The organism is Vibrio sp. QJM3NY_21 (assembly GCF_057785975.1).
The window spans coordinates 667,740-689,388 of record NZ_CM173513.1 but is presented as its reverse complement, the minus strand read 5'-3'; the positions used below and the strand labels follow the sequence as shown (position 1 = coordinate 689,388).

Annotated in this window: 19 protein-coding genes; 1 reads left to right on the top strand and 18 read right to left on the bottom strand. The window is 46.5% G+C overall.

All coding sequences use genetic code 11. The features are described from left to right. Window positions 1-236: 236 nt before the first annotated feature. From AC3CID_RS03045 to guaB, 4 genes are all read right to left on the bottom strand, one after another. Entirely contained in the window at window positions 237-1,787 is a 1,551-nt protein-coding gene (locus AC3CID_RS03045; protein WP_488526924.1) for a Na+/H+ antiporter NhaC family protein, read from the bottom strand. A 274-nt stretch (window positions 1,788-2,061) separates the two neighbouring features. After that, the gene (locus AC3CID_RS03040) at window positions 2,062-3,771 is read right to left on the bottom strand and encodes a chitinase (protein ID WP_488526923.1); all 1,710 of its coding nucleotides are present in this window, start codon (window positions 3,769-3,771) and stop codon (window positions 2,062-2,064) included. Window positions 3,772-4,072: 301 nt separating this feature from the next. Then, window positions 4,073-5,626: a glutamine-hydrolyzing GMP synthase gene (gene guaA / locus AC3CID_RS03035; RefSeq protein ID WP_017079884.1), complete on the bottom strand. Its 1,554-nt coding sequence runs from the start codon at window positions 5,624-5,626 to the stop codon at window positions 4,073-4,075. Window positions 5,627-5,828: 202 nt separating this feature from the next. Further along, window positions 5,829-7,292 carry an IMP dehydrogenase gene (guaB, locus tag AC3CID_RS03030; RefSeq protein ID WP_004735127.1) on the bottom strand — a complete coding sequence of 488 codons (1,464 nt, stop codon included), beginning with the start codon at window positions 7,290-7,292 and terminating at the stop codon, window positions 5,829-5,831. Window positions 7,293-7,561: 269 nt separating this feature from the next. Here guaB and xseA point away from each other — a divergent pair, with 269 nt between their 5' ends. Then, entirely contained in the window at window positions 7,562-8,908 is a 1,347-nt protein-coding gene (gene xseA / locus AC3CID_RS03025; protein WP_473576875.1) for an exodeoxyribonuclease VII large subunit, read from the top strand. Between the two features lie 105 nt (window positions 8,909-9,013). Here the strand turns inward: xseA and ureG are convergent, their stop codons facing one another. The 14 genes from ureG to AC3CID_RS02955 form a co-directional block, all read right to left on the bottom strand. Continuing rightward, a complete protein-coding gene (gene ureG, locus AC3CID_RS03020) occupies window positions 9,014-9,652 on the bottom strand; it encodes an urease accessory protein UreG (RefSeq protein ID WP_065206935.1) in 639 nt (212 codons plus the stop codon). 46 nt (window positions 9,653-9,698) lie between these two features. Next, complete coding sequence (locus tag AC3CID_RS03015; protein ID WP_488526922.1) at window positions 9,699-10,379, bottom strand: urease accessory protein UreF; 681 nt, start codon at window positions 10,377-10,379, stop codon at window positions 9,699-9,701. 42 nt (window positions 10,380-10,421) lie between these two features. After that, window positions 10,422-11,018: a HupE/UreJ family protein gene (locus tag AC3CID_RS03010; RefSeq protein ID WP_488526921.1), complete on the bottom strand. Its 597-nt coding sequence runs from the start codon at window positions 11,016-11,018 to the stop codon at window positions 10,422-10,424. Between the two features lie 235 nt (window positions 11,019-11,253). Next, entirely contained in the window at window positions 11,254-11,706 is a 453-nt protein-coding gene (ureE, locus tag AC3CID_RS03005; protein ID WP_488526920.1) for an urease accessory protein UreE, read from the bottom strand. A gap of 130 nt (window positions 11,707-11,836) precedes the next feature. Further along, window positions 11,837-13,540 carry an urease subunit alpha gene (gene ureC / locus AC3CID_RS03000; RefSeq protein ID WP_488526919.1) on the bottom strand — a complete coding sequence of 568 codons (1,704 nt, stop codon included), beginning with the start codon at window positions 13,538-13,540 and terminating at the stop codon, window positions 11,837-11,839. 41 nt (window positions 13,541-13,581) lie between these two features. Then, window positions 13,582-13,917 carry an urease subunit beta gene (locus AC3CID_RS02995; RefSeq protein ID WP_145565967.1) on the bottom strand — a complete coding sequence of 112 codons (336 nt, stop codon included), beginning with the start codon at window positions 13,915-13,917 and terminating at the stop codon, window positions 13,582-13,584. A gap of 11 nt (window positions 13,918-13,928) precedes the next feature. Next, window positions 13,929-14,231 (bottom strand): urease subunit gamma, encoded by a 303-nt coding sequence (gene ureA / locus AC3CID_RS02990; RefSeq protein WP_004735119.1) that lies wholly within the window; start codon window positions 14,229-14,231, stop codon window positions 13,929-13,931. A gap of 133 nt (window positions 14,232-14,364) precedes the next feature. Further along, window positions 14,365-15,312 (bottom strand): urease accessory protein UreD, encoded by a 948-nt coding sequence (locus AC3CID_RS02985; RefSeq protein WP_054548088.1) that lies wholly within the window; start codon window positions 15,310-15,312, stop codon window positions 14,365-14,367. Further along, window positions 15,309-16,004: an urea ABC transporter ATP-binding subunit UrtE gene (gene urtE, locus AC3CID_RS02980; RefSeq protein WP_171329508.1), complete on the bottom strand. Its 696-nt coding sequence runs from the start codon at window positions 16,002-16,004 to the stop codon at window positions 15,309-15,311. The genes AC3CID_RS02985 and urtE overlap by 4 nt, the downstream gene beginning before the upstream one ends. Window position 16,005: 1 nt before the next feature. Then, a complete protein-coding gene (gene urtD, locus AC3CID_RS02975; RefSeq protein WP_488526918.1) occupies window positions 16,006-16,848 on the bottom strand; it encodes an urea ABC transporter ATP-binding protein UrtD in 843 nt (280 codons plus the stop codon). Continuing rightward, window positions 16,845-18,017 carry an urea ABC transporter permease subunit UrtC gene (urtC, locus tag AC3CID_RS02970; RefSeq protein ID WP_171329513.1) on the bottom strand — a complete coding sequence of 391 codons (1,173 nt, stop codon included), beginning with the start codon at window positions 18,015-18,017 and terminating at the stop codon, window positions 16,845-16,847. Before urtC ends, urtD begins: the two co-directional genes overlap by 4 nt. 10 nt (window positions 18,018-18,027) lie before the next feature. Continuing rightward, window positions 18,028-19,656, bottom strand: a complete 1,629-nt coding sequence (urtB, locus tag AC3CID_RS02965) for an urea ABC transporter permease subunit UrtB (RefSeq protein WP_488526917.1) — start codon at window positions 19,654-19,656, stop codon at window positions 18,028-18,030. A 160-nt stretch (window positions 19,657-19,816) separates the two neighbouring features. Next, complete coding sequence (urtA, locus tag AC3CID_RS02960) at window positions 19,817-21,103, bottom strand: urea ABC transporter substrate-binding protein (protein WP_076650847.1); 1,287 nt, start codon at window positions 21,101-21,103, stop codon at window positions 19,817-19,819. A 295-nt stretch (window positions 21,104-21,398) separates the two neighbouring features. Then, window positions 21,399-21,626 (bottom strand): zinc ribbon domain-containing protein, encoded by a 228-nt coding sequence (locus AC3CID_RS02955; protein ID WP_114633017.1) that lies wholly within the window; start codon window positions 21,624-21,626, stop codon window positions 21,399-21,401. Between the last annotated feature and the right edge of the window lie 23 nt (window positions 21,627-21,649).

Below are 21,649 nucleotides of genomic sequence, written 5' to 3'. Positions count from 1 at the left end.
GCACTTAAACATAAACACCGACGACAAACGCCAGAGATTCCCTATCACGTTCGTTCCTCACTGTAGGGAATGACGGTGGTTTGCTTAAATGCGAGTAAACGAGATGTGGAATACGAAGAGCGTGTTTAGATTGAGTAAGCGAGAAACTAAATAGCAAACACGAGTAATAATAGGGCGAGCTTTTCGCTACTCGTTTACTCGCATCCCGTATCTAGTCTCTCATTTGTAATCTTAAATTACGCTTGTTGTGGTTTAGATTCAGACACTTGAGATTGAACTTCTGAAGAAGCGTTTTTACTCGCATCGCGCTTAGCTAACAGAGTCACAAGGATAAGCTGAGCAACAAGAGCGCCCAACACAACCAGTGCACTTCCAGTAAAGCCTGCCACTACAAAACTAACCAAAGCGATAAAGCCGTTCATCAACGCATAAGGAAGCTGCGTCTTAAAGTGTTCAAACTGGTCACACCCTGCCCCGGTTGAAGAAAGAATCGTTGTTTCAGAGATCGGTGAGCAATGGTCACCAAACAAACCACCAGACAACACTGCGCCAATTGCGACAAGTAGCGGTGCATCAATCGCAATCGCGGTTGGAATAACCAATGGCATCATTATCGCGAAGGTTCCCCACGACGATCCCGTTGCGAATGAAATAATCGCCGACAACAAAAAAGCGACCGCTGGTACTAACCAGTATGGAAAGCCGCTCTGTGCTTGCTCGGCGATATAGGCCGCTGCACCTAGCTCTTTACCGACTGTGCTTAACGCCCATGCCAATACTAAGATGATAGCTACGGGCATCATGTTTCCCATGCCTTTTAAATACACTGAAACACCATCAGACAGCTTTCTTACACCGTAGTAAGCCATTAGCGAGATCAAGGTAATCGCCGCAAAGAAATAAGCCGATGATAAAGCCGCTCTGAACGATGAACCCGCGACCTTTTGAAACGGGAAGCCTTGTGGAACTAACATGGCACACAACACCACCAGCATCACTAACAATGGAGCCCAAACAAAAGATGCCTTTGCATTTTTATGCGAGAACGGATTCAGTGAGTCGCTATTCACGCCAGTATCGATTCCCGCTTGGCAATCACGCTCGGCTTTTGCCATTGGCCCAAAGTCTAAACCTTTAACGGACACTAACGGGACTATGAAAATCGCTAGGAATGCGTAGAACTGAAAAGGAATCGCACCGATGAAGGCATCCCAATCAGACATGTTGACATTCAACGCCGTGAATTCTTTTTGAATCAGACTCATGATGTAAACGCCCCATCCAATGAAAGGGATAAGAATAGCAACGGGCGACGAGGTTGAGTCGATGATGAATGCTAGCTTCTGTCTTGAGAGTTTCAGTTTATCGAAAAGGGGACGAAAAACAGGGCCAACAATTAAAGGGGTGCCTAAGTCTGAGAAAAATATAACGATTCCACCCAACCAAGCAGACACTTGAGCTTGGCATTTATTGCTTACCCATTGAGTCACTCGCTTTGCAAACGCAACACCACCACCGGATTTTTCCATCAAAGCGACAAAGCCACCGATGAACACCAACAGCATGATCACACCTGCGTTGTAGCTGTCGGTAAGTTGAGGGACTAGGTAACCTTTAACCATAGTACCAAACGTATCAAGCGGGTTAAGTTCGCTAAACATACCAGTAAGCATCGCAACGCCACTGAGTACACCAGCAAAAAGGCCTATCACCACATTCCTTGTCGCCAACGACAACACCAAAGTAATCACAATGGGGATGAGTGACGTGATATCTGTCTGTTCCATAGGTACACCTTAACCCTAAAATAAAAAGAATAAATATAAATTAAATTTGAATATAAATTCACAACCACCATTTGTACAGAACTTTATCCTCTAACTGGATAATTAGTCTTTAAATGCGCTTCAACATAGCCAAATAGACCAATAGCCCTGCTTAGATAGCCAAGTTCGAAACGAAAAAAAGCCGAAAGTAGAAACTTTCGGCTTTTGATTATTTATATCATTATGGTCGTACTACTGAACTCGTCGGTTAGACCGCTTTTCAGTATTCAAACGATCAATTACAGCTAATTTCATCCCAGAACCAATTCGACTGAACAGGGCTTTCCCATACACCCGGGCCGTTTTTAGCCACGAAGCACTTGCCGTTATGTGTCACCTTATCGCCATTGCTTACTTGGCTAACGCCCGCTTGCCATGTGATAAACACTGATGGATCAACGACGACAGGCGGCTCGGTAACAGGTGGTTCAACTGGTGTTGGGTCTACCGGAGCAGGATCGACAGGTGCAGGGTCAACTGGCGATGGATCTGTCACGGGTGGAGTTGGCTCTCCAGTAACCAATTTCCAAGGGCCACCATTGGCAGGGTCATCCCCTTGTGTCCACCATTTCGCTTCGTAGGTTGCACCGTTGTGAGTAACTTGGTCTCCAGCGTTGTAAACCTTGGTCGCACTCCAACCGTTACCACCAGGATCAGTACCAGGGTCTACCGGATCAAGCTTGTCGACCACTTTCACTTCAGGCCAGCTCGCATGAGAACCATAAAAGTTAGTCACACACTTCTCGTAATCGCCAGCCACCAGCGCTGAATATGCCGTTTGGAATCCAACCAACTCACATTCAAATGAGTAGCCTTCTGGGCGGTCTGCGTAGTATTTCCAGTTCCCATCCCAGTTGGTGTACAACACATCGGTCGCGCCGTTGAGATTCAAGCTTCCGTAAGGCGTCTGCTGCCAACAAGTATTGGCTTCATCCGCTTCTACCGGAATTTGATAGTGCGCTGCTAGCCCTTCCCAGTAACGAATACGGTTAACTGGCTGGCCTTTGTCTTTATTTTGCTCACCACACTCGATACCACCATTAATCACGTTGATCGTGGTACCAAAGCCATAACCAATTCCCGCATCCAATTCACGCTGAGATGGTGTCCAAGTACGGTCGATCACGTGCAGCATTGCTGGTTTAGGGGCTTGAGGCGTAAGGAAGAACCAGATAGCAGAAGCCAAGTTCAACCATGAATCAGCAACCAAACCTGGATTATTCAATAGCACCGTCGCATCACCATCAAACATCACTTCCGAGAACGCGCCGTAGTTAAAATGGTAAGAAAGCTGTTTAGCACCACGACCGAAGTAGCCCTGCCCTGCGGCACATGGCCAGCGAGCATTTTGCCAATCATTCTGACCACAACCTGTTGTGTAGCCTTCTTGCCCTTCAAACCACCCCATTTCACGAACATGCACCAGTGCTTGCTGCCACTCTTCTAGCGCTAATGGGTTATCAGAGGTGTTGTCTATTGCGATGTGCCCGCCCGTCTCTTGAGAGAAGTGAGCAAAAGCCGTGATGATGGATTTTTTACAGATGGCGTCGGAGTCACGTCCATCGGTGTACTCTCCACAGAAGGCTGGGAATTTACCAATCGCGCGTAAGAAGCGAGTGTATGTGTATTCTGGCGCAGCCATCTGAGTGAGGAAGTCCCATTCAGATTGAGGGAACACACGCTCAACCCGTTTTACGTTTTCAGGATTCGAGGCTAAACCCGGCTCAATCGCTTCAACAATACTGTTGGGACGAGTTTGTAATGCTTGTGACCAGATCGCATACATAGGATCGGATGTTTTCGCTTGTTCAGCAGCTTGTAATGCCGACTTTTCAACAAGGTAACCATTCGGGTTTTGCGGATCAGGTTGAATGTTCAAAGACGCGTAACTGTGAGCTGCTAAAGTGCAGCCAACTATTGTCGCCAAATATTTGATTTTTAACATGATGGATTCTCTTATCTGTCCTTAATAAGTCCATCAAAGAGTATGTGGCACACGGGGAATAGCCTAGCTGTTGCGGTATGAATTTATAAAAAGTGCGAGTGATAGTTTTATGTATAGTTACACGTAACAACGCGTCTCATACTTTCTTGAGCTGATATCTAGTTTCCAACTCATTTGGTTTCGAGGTATTGCTCATAAGCCTTTAATGCAATGAATAAATATAATGAATCGAAAAGAAAAAAGCCCCGAACTGAGTTCGAGGCTTAAGATCTTAATCAAAACTGGTTAAATCTCTAAGAGATTATTCCCACTCGATAGTTGCTGGTGGCTTACCAGAAATATCGTAAACAACACGTGAAATGCCGTTAACTTCGTTGATAATACGGTTAGAAACCTTACCTAAGAAGTCGTATGGTAGGTGTGCCCAGTGAGCAGTCATGAAGTCGATAGTTTCTACAGCACGTAGAGATACAACCCAATCGTACTTACGGCCATCGCCCATTACGCCAACTGAACGTACTGGTAGGAATACCGTGAATGCTTGAGATACTTTGTGATAAAGGTCAGCAGCGTGAAGCTCTTCAATGAAGATAGCATCAGCGCGACGCAGTAAATCACAGTACTCTTTCTTCACTTCGCCAAGTACACGAACACCTAGGCCTGGACCCGGGAATGGGTGGCGGTAAAGCATGTTGTATGGGAGACCAAGCTCTAGGCCGATCTTACGTACTTCATCTTTAAACAGCTCACGTAGAGGCTCAACAAGGCCCATTTCCATATCATCAGGAAGACCACCAACGTTGTGGTGAGATTTGATTACGTGTGCTTTGCCAGTCTTAGATGCTGCAGACTCAATTACGTCTGGGTAGATGGTACCCTGAGCAAGCCATTTAGCATTCTTCAGTTTCTTAGACTCTTCATCGAAGATATCTACGAATACGTGACCGATGATCTTACGTTTCGCTTCTGGTTCAGCTTCACCTTCCAGAGCGTTAAGGAAACGTTCTTCAGCATCAACTTTAATGATGTTAAGGCCGAATTTGTCACCAAACATGTCCATAACCTGCTCGCCTTCGTTTAAACGAAGAAGGCCGTTATCAACAAATACACATGTTAGTTTGTCGCCGATAGCGCGGTGAGCAAGCATCGCAACTACAGATGAATCAACACCACCAGAAAGACCAAGGATAACTTCATCGTCACCTACTTGTTCTTTAATACGTGCAACTGCATCTTCAATGATAGACGCTGAAGTCCACAGACCTTCACAACCACACGCGTTAAGAACGAAGTTCTCAAGCATTTTTAGGCCGTTTTTAGTGTGCGTTACTTCTGGGTGGAATTGAACACCGTAGTATTTCTTATCTTCGTTTGCCATTGCTGCGTATGGGCAAGTGTCTGTCTCTGCGATTTTTGTAAAATCAGCAGGGATTTCAACCACTTTGTCACCGTGGCTCATCCAAACATCTTGAGTCGTCTCAAGGTCAGCGAAAAGTGCAGATTCACCCGTTACTTGTACAGCAGCGTAGCCGAACTCGCGCTCAGTAGACGTTGCTACTTTACCGCCAAGTTGCTCAGCCATCGTTTGCATGCCGTAGCAGATACCGAAGACAGGAACACCTGAATCAAATACGTACTGAGGTGCACGTGGGGAATTCTCTTCCGTTACACTTTCAGGGCCACCAGATAGGATGATACCGTCTGGATTGAATTCACGAATATCCGCTTCTTCTACGTCCCAGCTCCAAAGTTCACAGTAAACACCGATCTCACGAATACGACGAGCTACTAGCTGTGTGTATTGAGAACCGAAGTCCAGAATTAGAATACGTTGGTCATGAATATTTTTAGTCATTGTAAGCAGTCTTATTGGCTATGTGATAAAACGGAGGCGAGTTTACTCACCTCTGATTAACTCTTCAAGAAATAAAGCAAACGTTTTCGTAGGTTATCTGTAAAGCGATGTTTTGCAAAAATCATACGTTCAACAAAACAGGCTTTAGATAAAATAATGTGCCGACTAAATCAGCACATTATTCAAACGTTTGGACGTATTATTAACCTAAACGGTAGTTAGGTGCTTCTTTCGTGATTTGAACATCGTGTACGTGAGATTCTTTCATGCCCGCACCAGAGATACGAACAAACTCAGCTTTAGTACGCATATCTTCAACAGTTGCAGAACCCGTTAGGCCCATGCTTGAGCGTAAGCCGCCCATCTGTTGGTGAACGATCTCTTTTAGACGACCTTTGTATGCGATACGACCTTCAATACCTTCTGGAACAAGCTTGTCTGCAGCGTTGTCAGATTGGAAGTAACGGTCAGAAGAACCTTGAGACATAGCGCCAAGAGAACCCATACCACGGTAAGACTTGTAAGAACGACCGTTGTAAAGGATAACTTCACCCGGTGCTTCTTCAGTACCAGCGAACATTGAACCAACCATCACACAAGATGCGCCAGCAACGATAGCTTTACAGATATCGCCAGAGAAGCGAATGCCGCCATCTGCGATTACTGGAATACCGTATTCGTTAGCCACTTCAGCTGCGTCTGCGATTGCTGTTACTTGCGGAACACCAACACCAGTAACGATACGAGTCGTACAGATTGAACCCGGGCCGATACCTACTTTAACCGCACTAACACCCGCTTCGATAAGAGCACGAGCGCCAGCGCCAGTTGCTACGTTACCACCGATGATTTGTAGATCAGGGTATGCAGCACGCGTATCACGGATACGGTTAAGTACGCCTTCAGAGTGACCGTGTGAAGAGTCGATAAGTAGAACGTCTACGCCAGCTTCAACAAGAGCAGCAACGCGCTCTTCATTACCAGCACCAGCACCAACAGCTGCACCTACACGTAGGCTGCCGCGCTCATCTTTACAAGCGTTTGGTTTACGTTCTGCTTTATGGAAATCTTTCGCAGTGATCATTCCAGTTAGTTGGAAGTCATCATTTACAACAAGAACTTTTTCAACGCGCGCTTCGTGCATTTTCTCTTGAACTTCTTCACGAGTTGCACCTTCTTTAACAGAAGCAAGGCGAGCTTTAGGCGTCATTACTACATCAACTTTCTTAGAAAGGTCAGTCACAAAGCGAACGTCACGGCCAGTAATAATACCAACAAGTTCGTTTGTTTCAGTAACAACAGGGAAACCGGCGAAGCCGTGTTTTTGAGTAAGGGCTACAACATCAGCGATTGTCGCGTCAGGGTTTACAGTAACAGGGTGAGAAACCACACCTGCTTCGTAAATTTTAACCTGGCGAACCATTTCAGCTTGCTGTTCAATAGACATGTTCTTATGAATGAAGCCTATTCCGCCTTCTTGTGCCAGTGCAATCGCTAGGCGAGCTTCTGTCACAGTATCCATCGATGCAGAGATCATTGGGATGTTTAGGGAAATATTCTTCGTCAGCTGAGTGCGAAGATCAGCTGTATTAGGGAGAACGGTGGAGTGTGCTGGCACTAGCAGTACGTCGTCGAATGTCAGCGCTTCTTTGGCAATTCTTAGCATTTGCAATATCTCACAATAATAGGAGTAAAAAGAAACAATCCAATCTCATCGTTTCGCCTAATGAGGGCAGCCAATTAAGGAAAATCAAACTGCATTTGGATTAGATATTGCGGACGGATTATACGGCCAACGAAATCGCTTGGCTACACATTTTTGTATTTTTAATTTGCATTTACCCCCTTGCTATGTATTATATTGCCGCTATCTTCCATACTCACGCCCTGTGAGATTCCAAGAAAGACCTTCCTTCAAGGAAAGATAGTGCTTCTATGACTAATCCAAACATCTTTACTGTTTCTCGCCTCAACTCAGAGGTTCGTCTCCTATTAGAAAACGAAATGGGAATAGTCTGGCTCGTTGGTGAAATCTCAAATTTCTCTGCACCTGTCTCTGGTCACTGGTACCTCACGCTTAAAGACTCTCGCGCTCAAGTTAAGTGCGCTATGTTTCGTGGCAATAACCGCCGTGTAACGTTTAAGCCTCAGAACGGTAATCAAGTTCTAGTCAAAGCTCGTCTTTCTCTTTATGAGCCACGCGGTGACTATCAACTAATCATCGAAAGCATGCAGCCAGAGGGTGACGGTAAGCTTCAGCAAGAGTTTGAAAAACTTAAGATGAACTTGGCGGCGGAAGGCTTATTTGCTCAGTCCAGTAAACAAATTCTGCCAGAACATCCTAAGTGCGTCGGTGTCATCACCTCTAAAACAGGCGCAGCCCTCTTCGATATTCTCGATGTACTGAAAAGACGCGACCCGTCATTGCCAGTCATCGTGTATCCGACCATGGTACAAGGTGAAGGAGCTTCGATTCAGATCGCTCAAGCGATTGGACGTGCCAATGAGCGCAACGAGTGTGACGTATTGATCGTTGGTCGTGGCGGCGGTTCATTAGAAGACTTATGGTGCTTCAATAACGAGATCGTGGCACGCACAATTGCAGCAAGTCAGATCCCGATTATCAGCGCCGTTGGCCACGAAGTTGACGTCACTATAGCCGATTTCGTCGCAGACATGCGAGCTCCAACGCCATCAGCAGCCGCTGAATTGGTTAGCCGTGACAACAGTCATAAAGAGCAAGCTTATGCGTCTAAACGTGCTCGTTTAGTGAGTGCGATTCGTCATGTGCTAATCAAACAAGCACAATCAACTCAAACGTTGAAATACCGCTTAGAGAAACAACACCCGAGCTACCAACTGCAAAAGCAGAGTCAGCAGCTTGATGACCTAGACATGCGTTTGCGTCGTGGTATGACTCAATACCTAAAACAACATGCACAGCGTGTTGAACGTAAACAGCACCAGCTTCAATTGAACTCGCCAGTTAAGCGCTTGGGTGAACAAAAACTGCATCTACAACGTTCAGAGCAAAAGCTACTAGATGCGATGGATAAAACACTGCTAACCACTCGCCACCAGCTAGCCATGGCTGCCGAGAAGTTAGAGACCGTTAGTCCACTTGCCACGTTAAAGCGTGGCTACAGCATTACTCATTCAGAATCGAGTAAGACCGTGTCATCGATTAATGACGTCGAAGTAGGTGAAGTGATCACCACTCAAGTTGAAGACGGTGTAATTGAATCGCAAGTGACAACAAGAGTCGCGAAGAGCGAGCTTTAGATTCAACTAGGACGTTAAAAATCATTTAAAACCAGAAAGCCCTATCGATAATCGACAGGGCTTTTTTGTATCTCTGGCTTCAAAAGAAACGACCTGATTCAAATCCTACTCAGTCGTAGAAGTCTCCTTCATGGTTAGCATCCCTTCCGTCACAATAAAGTTGATGATGAAATCTAAGCCTTGGCTCTCTTTTAGGTTGGTGAACACATATGGCTTGGTTGGACGCATGCGTTGTGTGTCTTGCTCCATCACCTCAAGTGACGCACCAACATACGGTGCTAAATCGATCTTGTTGATGACTAGCAGATCAGAACGCGTGATACCCGGCCCGCCTTTACGTGGGATCTTCTCCCCTTCCGCCACATCGATTACATAGATAGTCAGGTCGGCTAATTCAGGACTGAACGTCGCACTGAGGTTGTCACCACCGCTTTCGACGAATACCACATCGAGGTTCTTGTGTAACTTAGCCAGCTCTTCTACTGCCGCGAGGTTCATCGAGGCATCTTCACGAATCGCTGTGTGCGGGCAGCCACCCGTTTCTACACCAATGATGCGGTCAGGTTCGAGAGCCTCTGCACGTGTGAGTATCTTGGCATCTTCTTGGGTGTAGATATCATTTGTTACCACGGCGATATTGAGCTTGTCGCGAATCGCTTTACATAGCACTTCTAATAGCGCTGTTTTACCAGACCCTACCGGGCCACCAATACCAATTCGAAGGGGTTGCTTATAACTTTCCATTGTCTACTTCCTTATATTCTTTTTGCTACATCGTTCGCGCTAACCGCTACGAACGAAATAGTCGTGTGTATTGTGTTTCGTGCAGTGAACTCGCTAATGCCATTGAAGGCGAAAAGCTGCCTATCATCCAATCTTCTATCGAGCGTGCTTTCTCAATGATCTCGGGAAACGTGTTGGTGATATTAATCAATGCCAACTGACCATCGGTTTGCCCTAAAGGCACCAGTTTCACGCCTGCGGTAACGATGTTTTCAAGCCAACTCCATAAATAACCTTGTTTGAGGCTTTCTAAATCAATACCCCAATGTTGAGCTGCCATACACATTCCCAACAATTGGTTTGGATGACTATCAACAGAATCCACCAGCGAAATATCGATATCCAAGCGCTTCAACAAGGTGTTCAATGCCTGCCCACGCTGCTTTTCTTCCGCTCGCAATTCACTGGTTTCACGGCTTGAGTATAAGTAGTTACACCAATGCTCAATCTCATCGATTTCACCCTTTTCTAGCGCGTGATAAAGACGCTCTAAGATAGGTAATTCCAAAGTTGCAACACTGGAACTGACGATGGTATTAAGCCACTGTTCCATGCTGTTGCGATCGGTCACCCACCCCGCTTCAACCGCTAACTCTAAGCCTTGCGAATAAGTGAACCCACCAATCGGCAACGATGGACTGATCAATTGAAACAGACGATAGACGACTACATTTTCTGTTGTGGTCATAATCGTGCCCTCAGTCTTCCAGAATCAAATAAGTTCGAGAGCCTACGCGCCTAACAGCAATAGTGCGCTTGCTGAAGCCACGCCGACTGATAACCATTTAGAGTAAACCGCGCGACCAACAAAAGTACCGATAACCATCAGAGCCAAAGCACTGATACTCATGCCTGTTGCGAACTGAGTCAGGTTGCTCGCGGCTTCAACGCCGTGTGCGTAACCATGGAAAAACAACATAGCAATCGAAGCAACTAATACGCTGTTTACACGCTTGGTTGATGGTGAGAATACATGCCATAAACATAAGCTGACGACAAACAGAGAAGCGATAATGGCAGGCTCAACAATCACAGAGAAACCTAAGGCTTGGCCTGAGATAAGCCCTACCATCAAAGACGCCAACCCGCCGCCAATCAGAGCGGCTTTTGTCTTGGTGGAAAATGAAAGTGCGCCAATTAATAAACCGAAAGCGATCAGCATGATCAGATGATCCATGCCAGTCACAGGGTGAGTTAAGCCAGACATAAACGAGTGAGACTCCTGAACTGAGTGTGCTCCATGTCCTGGGTGAGCTAAAGCCAATGTCGATGTTGTTAGAGAAGCTATTGTGAAAGTGCATAAGCCTGCAGCTGTTTTAAAGTTCATCGCGAGTTCCTTGCTTTATACCAATCGTAGTAAATAATTGCTCACCCTAGCTTGCTAAAATGCTCGATAACTGCGTTATAATTTTTGATTGTAGAATAACTACTTATCGAAAAATTATGCCTTGTTCTCAAGCCTTTTTTCTGCGCTATTGTTGATCACTTACTTACTGTGATTGGTATTATTGTTATTAATATCGTTGTTATATAAATCGTTTAGTGAGTCATCAATGACTCGATTAATGATGGGGATGATGTCCACCAGAGCGACCGCCATAAGCACCGCCTTCTGGTTCAAACGGTTGTTTCTCGGTGGTCACCTTCGCGCCTAAGCCTTCAACCATTTCATCCAAAACATGGTCGTGTTGATAGCGAACCCAGCCAGCTTCCACTTGCAGAGGAACATGTCGGTTACCAAGGTGATATGCCACTCGCGTTAACAGGAGCAAGTCTTCACAGTAAACAGTCGAAACGCTTTCCGGTGCCGCTTTCACTTCTACGACTAAACCGCATTCACTTGAGAGTTGTTCGCCACCACGCAAGATATGACCTCGTGGTAGAAACAGTCCGGCATTGCGCCCGTCATCGAGCATCACCTTAAGACGGCTCTTAATGCGGCTATCGATCGGCAGGCTTAAGTAGCCGTCCGGTGCATTTTGTATTTGAGTATTCAGTTGAGTCAGTTCAATCATGCTATTACCTCAATCTCCTTGTGAGATTTATAACGTTTAAATTAGGAGCCTTCAGCCTAAAAGCCCTTAGCTAAGAGCTAGAACAAGAGCCTTCAGCTCAGCGCTAAAATAAAAGCCTTCAGCCGAGCTCTTAAAATAGAAAATACCGTTGTGCCATTGGTAGTTCTTCAGCAGGCTCACACGTCAGCAGTTCACCATCGGCGTGTACTTGATACGTCTGAGAATCCACCTCAATTTTTGGCATCCAATCGTTCAGCTTCATGTCGGCTTTGCTGATATTTCGGCAGTTGCTCACAACACCAATCAAGCTCTGCAAACCCAATTGCTTATCAATGTTCTGCGCTTTGGCTTCCTTAGAGACAAACAGCATTGATGTGTTTTGACATGCCTTGCCGTAGCTACCAAACATTGAACGGTAGTGAACTGGCTGAGGGGTTGGGATTGAAGCATTTGGGTCACCCATCGGCGCCATGGCGATCATGCCGCCTTTCAAAATCACACTCGGTTTCACACCAAAGAAAGCGGGCTTCCACAACACTAAATCCGCCAGCTTTCCTGCTTCAATAGAGCCGATTTCATGAGACATACCATGAGTGATCGCTGGGTTGATGGTGTACTTAGCGACATAGCGTCTTAATCGGAAGTTATCGCTGTAGTCTGAATCTTCTTTTAGGCTACCGCGCTGAACTTTCATCTTGTGCGCGGTTTGCCAAGTTCGAGTTATTACTTCACCCACTCGCCCCATAGCTTGTGAATCCGAAGCGATCATCGAGAACGCGCCTAAGTCATGAAGAATATCTTCTGCGGCAATGGTTTCACGGCGGATACGTGACTCTGCGAACGCGACATCTTCAGCAATCGATGGTGAAAGGTGATGACACACCATCAACATATCTAAATGCTCATCGACGGTATTGATGGTGTAAGGTCGTGTTGGATTGGTTGAGGAGGGCAAAACGTTCGGTTCACCTGCAGCACGAATAATATCGGGAGCATGACCACCACCCGCACCTTCGGTGTGATAGGTATGAATCACGCGGTCGCCGATTGCGCCAAGTGTTGATTCAACAAAGCCAGATTCATTCAAGGTATCGGTATGAATCGCCACTTGTACGTCCATCTCGTCAGCAACGCTCAAGCAGGTATCGATTGACGCAGGTGTGGTTCCCCAGTCTTCGTGCAACTTCAAACCCACTGCGCCCGCTGCAACTTGCTCGCGCAGAGCTTCAGGCTGACTTGCATTGCCTTTACCTAACAAACCAAAATTCATTGGGAACTGATCGAGCGATTCCAGCATGCGATGCATGTTCCAAGGGCCCGGCGTACATGTGGTTGCGTTGGTCCCTGTGTTTGGCCCTGTACCACCGCCGATCATGGTAGTAACGCCGGATGCCAACGCCTCTTCAATTTGTTGTGGGCAGATAAAATGAATGTGTGAATCAATACCACCAGCAGTCAAGATTGAACCTTCGCCCGCTAAAATCTCCGTGCCCGGGCCAATCACAATATCAACGCCCGGTTGAACATCTGGGTTGCCCGCTTTACCCAATGCCTGAACTCGACCATCTTTGATGGCGACATCCGCTTTTACGACGCCCCAGTAGTCTAATACGATGGCGTTGGTAATCACCAAATCCGGTGTCTCAGCACTTGGACGTTGGCTTTGCCCTTGTCCATCACGGATAACTTTACCGCCGCCGAACTTCACTTCGTCGCCGTATACGGTGTAATCCTTTTCAACTTCTAGCCATAAATCAGTGTCAGCAAGACGCACTCGGTCTCCAACTGTTGGCCCGAACATTTCCGCGTAAGCCTGTCTGGATATCGTCGCCATGATCAATCCTTTGTTGTTTTAATTATTTCCGTGAAGAGCGCTTAAAGCTTGCCCATCACCTTTCCTTGGAAGCCATAGATCTCTAACTTACCGGCGTAACGCACTAACTCGACGCTGCGCGACTGACCCGGCTCAAAGCGGGTTGCAGTACCAGCAGGAATATTGAGTCGAAAGCCTTTAGTGGCTTCTCGGTCAAAGATCAGCGAAGGGTTTGCTTCATAGAAGTGGTAATGAGAGCCAATTTGAACAGGACGATCGCCAATGTTTTTCACCTTAACGGACGTCGTGTCGCGGCCTTCATTGAGAATGATGTCACCGGGAGCGGTTTCTACTTTTCCGGGAACGAATCCTGAGTATTGTTTTGTTGAACCAGCCATATTACTTCTCCCTACACGATAGGTTCATGAACGGTCACCAGCTTGGTGCCATCAGGAAAAGTGGCTTCGACTTGTACATCAGGGATCATGGAAGGGATCCCCTCCATAACGTCATCGACGGTAAGCAATGTGCGTCCAAAATCCATCAATTCCGAAACGGTTTTACCCTCGCGGGCACCTTCAAGAATGGCACTGCTGATCAGCGCAATAGATTCTGGGTAGTTGAGTTTTAAGCCTTTTTGTTTGCGCTGCTGTGCCAGCATTCCTGCGCAGAAGATAAGTAGCTTATCTTTTTCTCTTGGTGTTAATTCCATTTAGCCGCCCGCTGTTAGTGTTGTTTTCTTCGTGCTCAAAAACGCATGAGCAGTAAGTGGGATTCAAACACAGCAAGCTTTAAAAAATGTACCGAGGGCCGGAAGTCGCCCTAGGTACAAAAAGGGCTAATCGCTAAGTCGCCCAAATCCTTGGTAAATCAGGAGTCGTACCACACAAATGAGAGCGAGTTGCTTGCCATATCTGACCAAAGGCTTGGAGGATGTCTTCACTCCAATTACCCAAGGCTCGCACCACAATCAATCCCTCGATTTGCGTCGCACCCATTATTAATGTGGGCTCATTCGGCATTTTCGATGTAACTGATTGCTGTGAAGCTTGCTGTGTAATAGATAAGAGCAAGCTCTGTACCAACTCTAAATCTTGCTTCTCATTTGAGGTGATATAAAAGGTTCCCATCATTGAATAATCAAGTAACCCCATATTTATCATTAACTTATCGCCACCATGAAAATTAAAACCTTCAGTCAGAAGCCTTTGATTATCAAGATAGATTTCTGTTTTCCCAACGAGGTGACCATGCTCGAATCCCTCATTCTGTGCAGGGCGTCCAAAACAGTGCATCTCCCAACCCCAAAACTGTGCACCCTTTTCTAGCCGAATTTCAGTGTCTAAACGTACGTGTGCATTAGGGAAAAAAATGTTCTCTTGCGGCATCCATTCTAAGCGTGCATCTTTCTTCACTCGCAGTGTCTGCTTCTGCTTGGCGTACTTATTATTAGAACGATAAAACTTGGTCGCACCGGGTGTGGTGATCAACGCATGTGCACCGCTTTCGATGGTCGCTTCAATATTGAGTGTGTCACCACCTACGACTCCGCCGGGGGGATGAAGTAAGTAGGTGTGACACGTTTCCCCATCAGGATACAAGGGGCGTTGCACCGCAAGCGGACCAGACTGCTGACGATTCTTTAAAACGGTTTTATCACCACGGTCAACAAAGGTGAGGTTTAAGCTCGCCTGCCAACCGTCTCGGATATCTTGTTCGATGGTTTCATTCAGAGACAAAGCCTCGGTTAGAGAAGCGTCCCTTTCTTCGCTCAAAGAGAATAAAGCACTCATACGGTCAGGTACTCCTTGATCAAGGACTCATTAAGCCCTTTCATTTCACCTTCTGCTACCTGACGCCCACGGTCGAGAATACAAAAACGGTCACCGACCTTTCTCGCAAATGGCAGCTTCTGCTCAACAAGCAGAACAGTGAGTCCCATCTTCTCGTTGAGCATGCGAATGATGTCGCCAATCTCTTGCACAATATTAGGCTGAATACCTTCTGTCGGTTCATCTAAGATCAATAGCTTAGGGTTAACCACCAATGCACGACCAATCGCGAGTTGTTGTTGCTGACCACCGGATAAGTCGCCACCACGTCGATGCAGCATCTCTTTTAACACTGGGAATATATCGAAGATGAGCTCAGGGATCTTACGGTCGCCCTTTTCTCGAATCGGCAAGCCTACTTCTAGGTTTTCTTGAACCGTGAGCATCGGAAAGATCTGACGACCTTGCGGCACATAACCGATACCTTGGCGTGCACGCTCTTCAGCATCGGTTTTCAGCAGCGACTCACCCGATAATGAGATATCACCACTTTCGACCTTAACCAATCCCATGATGCATTGCAGCAGAGTCGTTTTTCCGACGCCATTGCGCCCCATTAGCACTGTGCATTTGCCTTCTGGGATCTGCATGTCCAAATCCCACAGCGTGTGGCTCTCACCGTAATATTGATTAACTGATTTAACCTCTAACATCCTATTCTCCGAGATAAACTTGTTTAACTTCTGGGTGAGCCTGCACTTGATCCATAGTGCCTTCGGCCAACACATGACCTTGATGAAGCACGGTGACATGGCTTGCAATGGAGCGCACGAAGTCCATATCGTGTTCGACTACCACAACCGAGTGCTTGCCTGCTAGTGAGTTAAGTAACTCAGAGGTACGATCCATCTCTTGGTGAGTCATGCCTGCAACGGGCTCATCCACCAGCAACAGCTTGGGGTTTTGCATCAATAACATGCCGATCTCTAACCACTGTTTCTGACCGTGAGACAGGTTACCTGCCAAATTCGCCGCTTCGTCTTTTAAATGAATCAGCTCAAGTATCGAGGTCAGTTTGTCTTTCTGTTCGCCAGACATTACAGCGGTGAAGGTTGCCCACACCGAGCGGTCGCCCGCCATGGCTAATTCAAGGTTTTGCCACACGGTTAAACATTCAATCACGGTCGGTTTTTGAAACTTACGCCCAACGCCTGCATTGGCAATTTCTGCTTCATTCATCTTCAATAAGTTAATGTTCGAGCCTAGCCACACATCACCAGTATCTGGCTTTGTTTTACCCGTGATGATGTCCATCATGGTGGTTTTACCCGCACCATTAGGACCGATGATGCAGCGCAGTTCGCCCTCTTTGATATAAAGGTTAAGATCGTTTATCGCTTGGAAACCATCGAAGCTTTTATTAACGCCTTCCACGTACAACAACACGTTATGACGGGTATCAATGGCAGGATGAACATCGGGTTTAAGGTAATCGAAGACTTCGTCCCGACGAGTGAACGCCTGAACGGATTCCTTTACGCTGTTAAATGTGGTCATGCGGTCGCCTCCTTGCCTTTATGCTGATCATCCTTATCTTGCCCCTCGCCTTTCGAATTCGATGCCTTGCGTAACTGTTGCCACTTTTCACTGACAAAGCCAATCACACCTTGTGGGAAGTACATGGTCGAGAGAACGAATAGACCACCGAGAGCAAATAACCACACCTCAGGGAATTCAACCGTAAACCAGCTCTTGGCGTAGTTGATGATCAGCGCACCAACGATGGCACCAAACAGAGTGGCACGACCGCCCAAGGCAACCCAAACTACAATCTCAATTGAGTTGAGCGGTGCAAACTCACCAGGGTTAATGATGCCGACTTGAGGAACATATAAAGCACCAGCAATACCCGCGATAACCGCAGACAAAACAAATACCCATAACTTGATGCCATCAACGTCGTAGCCCATAAACCGAGTGCGAGACTCGGTATCACGAATCGCCAGTGCCACACGACCTAAGCGGCTTGTCACCACCATGCGACACGCGATGTAACTTAGAATGAGCGAGATGCCAGTCGCGACAAACAGGCCAATCTTGACTGCATCACTCTGCAAGCTCAGGCCAATGATGTCTTTGAAATCCGTCAGTCCGTTGTTACCACCAAAGCCCATTTCGTTGCGGAAAAACGCCAGCATCAATGCGTAAGTTAACGCTTGAGTCATGATAGAAAGATACACCCCTGAAACTCGAGAACGGAAAGCTAAATAACCGAACAAATAAGCCAATGCGCCCGGCACCAACACCACCATCAGACAAGCAAACCAGAACTGATCGAAACCCTGCCAGAACCATGGCAACACCGACCAATCGAGAAACACCATGAAATCTGGTAGGACTGGATCACCATATACCCCACGGTCACCAATCTGGCGCATTAAGTACATGCCCATCGCATAACCACCAAGCGCAAAGAAAGCACCGTGGCCGAGACTCAATATTCCGAGATAGCCCCACACAAGATCGAGCGCCAACGCCAACATTGCGTAGCTCAGGTATTTACCCATCAGCGAGATAGTGAAGGTCTCGACATGGAGCGGGTGCCCACTTGGTAACATGGTGTTAGCCAGCGGGATAAGAATGACGGCCGCAAGAATGGCAAGGATGGTCAGTTGGCCACCTTTGTCACCACGCATTGCCGAAAGTACAAATGATTTTGACTGCATGATGTTGTCCTTAACCTTCAGCCGCACGACCACGTTGCGGGAAGAGTCCGCGTGGGCGTTTTTGAATAAATAGAATGATGAAAACCAGTACCAGAATTTTGGCGAGAACCGCACCAGCCCATGGTTCTAAAATCTTATTAAATAAGCCAAGGCTGAGCCCTGCGACTAGTGTGCCCCATAGGTTGCCAACCCCGCCGAATACCACCACCATGAATGAGTCGATGATGTACGCCTGCCCCATATTTGGGCCAACGTTAGTCAGTTGAGAAAGCGCTACACCCGCAACACCTGCGACGCCAGAGCCTAAACCGAAGGTCATCGCATCAACTCGCTCCGATCGAATCCCCATCGCACGAGCCATACCACGGTTTTGAGAAACGGCACGAACCTGAAGGCCTAACGGTGTCTTTTTCAGAACCATTAATAAGCCCATAAACACCAAACCACAGAACAGGACGATATAAAGTCGGTTATAAGTCAGAGACAACATTGGGTTTAATTGAAGTGCGCCAGACATCCATTCAGGCGTGCTTACTGAGCGGTTCAATGGAGAGAAAATCGAGCGAACGGCTTGCTGTAAGATCAAGCTGATACCAAAGGTCGCGAGTAAGGTTTCCAATGGGCGACCATAAAGATGACGAATCACACTTCGCTCGATCACAATGCCCACCAAACCAGAAACAATAAACGCAGCAGGGATAGAGAGTATCAGTGCCAAACCAATATGATTGGGCATCAACAATTGCATGACATAGGTAGTGTAAGCGCCAATCATGATTAGCTCGCCATGAGCCATGTTGATAACGCCCATTACACCAAAGGTAATCGCCAAGCCAATGCCCGCCAGCACCAATACAGAACCTAAGCTCAAGCCAAAGAATACGGTTTCAACACCTGAGTACAGAGCTTGGCTTTGTTGATAGTCGTCCATGGCACGTTCTGCTGCTGCGGTAATGCTTGGCTCTTGTTCAGTGTTAAGCAGTTGATTGAGTGTTTTCAGAACCACTGAATGTTTGAAGTCGCCAACTCGTTCAATTGAAGCCACACGATCTTCAATGGTGGCACTGTTATTAAGAGAGGTGGAAATCGCTAACGACAAATCCATTAGCTCAGCTACTTTGCCATCTGATTCATTGATTCTGAGTTCAGTGAGTCGTTCGATAATGTCAGCGTCTTTGGTTCCTAACAAATCCAAAACCGCTTTATAACGCACATCAGGGTTGCCGCTGTTCAGTCCAATAGAAGCAATTTCCCCGCGCAAGATGCCGCGAAGTTTGTTATTCACACGAACCTTTTTAAACTGTCTCGCATTCTCGATATTAAGCGTTGAATCATCCCATACTGACTGAGCTGACGTCGCTGTTTTGATGCTTTGAATAAGGTAGAGCTGTTTGTACTGCTCGCTCTGTTTCTCATTAAAGTAGTAAAGGTTTCCGTTTAACCAGCCATCTAAAATAGGTTTCGACACATCTTCCGTTTGCGTCTCAATCACCCAATCGATAGCTAATTCTTTATCCGATGTTTTCTTACCAACTAGCGCCTTGGTAAAGCTAGCTTCATCCGTTATTCCAGCAAAAGCCAACTGAGCACTGACTGCTATGAGCAACAGCGCCTTAAATACGTTTAATACGTTTTTCATCCCTGCTTCCTTAACCAACCAAGTTAGATATTGTTATTTTTACTTGGAGGATGTGTGGATAGTGGTTGTTACCTGAAACGATGAGCCTTCCATTCGCTTCGCCCGTTAAACAGACGCGTTCTTCCCAAACCGGAAGGCTCAATATTCCTGAATTGACGCTCTAGTTACCGCCAGAACACTTCTTCGTTTCTACGTTAAACGCACCGCATGAGAATGGCTTCGACCAACTAGAGAACAGTTTTGCCGATTCAGGTAAGTAACTCGACCAAGCATCACCCGCCACTAGTCCAGTGGTTTCCCAAACAATGTCGAATTGACCATCGTCTTGGATTTCACCGATCAGGACTGGTTTAGTAATGTGGTGGTTTGGCAGCATGGTAGAGTAGCCGCCAGAAAGGTTAGGAACAGACACGCCAATCAAGGCATCTTGCACAGATTCAGGATCGGTTGTGCCCGCATTAGTGACCGCTTGAGCCCACATGTTGAAGCCAACATAGTGCGCTTCCATTGGGTCATTGGTGACACGCTTTTCACTCTTGATGAACGACTGCCACGTTTCAACGAACTCTTCATTGGCTTCGGTATCAACACTCATGAAGTAGTTCCATGCCGCTAGGTGACCAACCAGTGGTTCTGTATCCATACCTGACAGTTCTTCTTCACCAACAGAGAATGCAATAACTGGGATGTCTTCAGATGAAATGCCTTGAGCACCAAGCTCTTTATAAAAAGGTACGTTCGCATCGCCATTCACAGTAGAAACCACAGCGGTTTTCTTGCCTGCTTCGCCGAACTTTTTGATGTCTGAAACGATAGATTGCCAATCAGAGTGACCAAATGGCGTGTAGTTGATCATGATGTCTTCTTCTGCGACACCTTTATCTTTTAGGTAGGCTTCAAGGATCTTATTGGTGGTACGTGGATAGACGTAATCGGTACCTGCAAGTACCCAACGCTCAACTTCAAGCTCTTCCATCAAGTAATCCACTGCAGGAATCGCTTGTTGGTTTGGCGCGGCACCGGTGTAGAAAACGTTTTTAGAAGACTCTTCGCCTTCATACTGTACTGGGTAGAAAAGGATGCTGTTGAGCTCTTCAAAAACAGGCAGCATGGATTTACGTGATACCGATGTCCAACCACCGAACACCACATCCACTTTCTCTTTTTCGATAAGCTCACGTGCTTTTTCTGCAAATAGCGGCCAGTTTGACGCAGGGTCAACCACCACAGGCTCTAGCTTCTTGCCAAGCAAACCGCCCTTTTTGTTCTGCTCTTCGATAAGCATTAGCACGGTATCTTTTAGCGTGGTTTCACTGATCGCCATAGTGCCAGAGAGTGAGTGTAGAACACCGACCTTGATGGTCTCATCAGCAGCAAGCACTGTTGCAGAAGAAAATGAAAGTGTTGTACACAGTGCAGCTAGCGATAAATTGAACACCTTGTTCATGATTGTTACTCCATAATTGTATTTTTGTTATTCAATTACAGAGTTACAAGAAGAGTGCCAAACTTATAAACCAACAAAATTATTTATAAGCAATTGTATTTATGGAAGTTAAAAGAAACTCACACCAATGGAGTGCATAGCGATCATGTCACTATGTTTCATGCTGGTGCAGTGGCGATGAGAATGAACCAAGATGACACATTCCTGTTCATCAGATACAAAAAAGACCCAACACTTTGGTATTGGGTCTTTGATAAAGCATCAACGATAATCGTTCAAACCATGTAGCTTAAGGCTATTCCGCTGGTTGGAATTCGAATTTTACTCTCGACTTAGACTTCAATTCGTTGCAATCGGCATTACAAAAATAGCTCGCCGCACCACAGGCTTGAAGCTTCTCAAGTTGGCTGCTGCACTCAGGGCAAAACCCAACTTTAGTAAAGTGAGCCTGACAACTTTCACAGTGATACTTGCCATCCCAAGTTAGCTCAGACTGGCACTTAGGGCAGATATTTTCACTCATTAGCATTTCCTAATTCACTACTA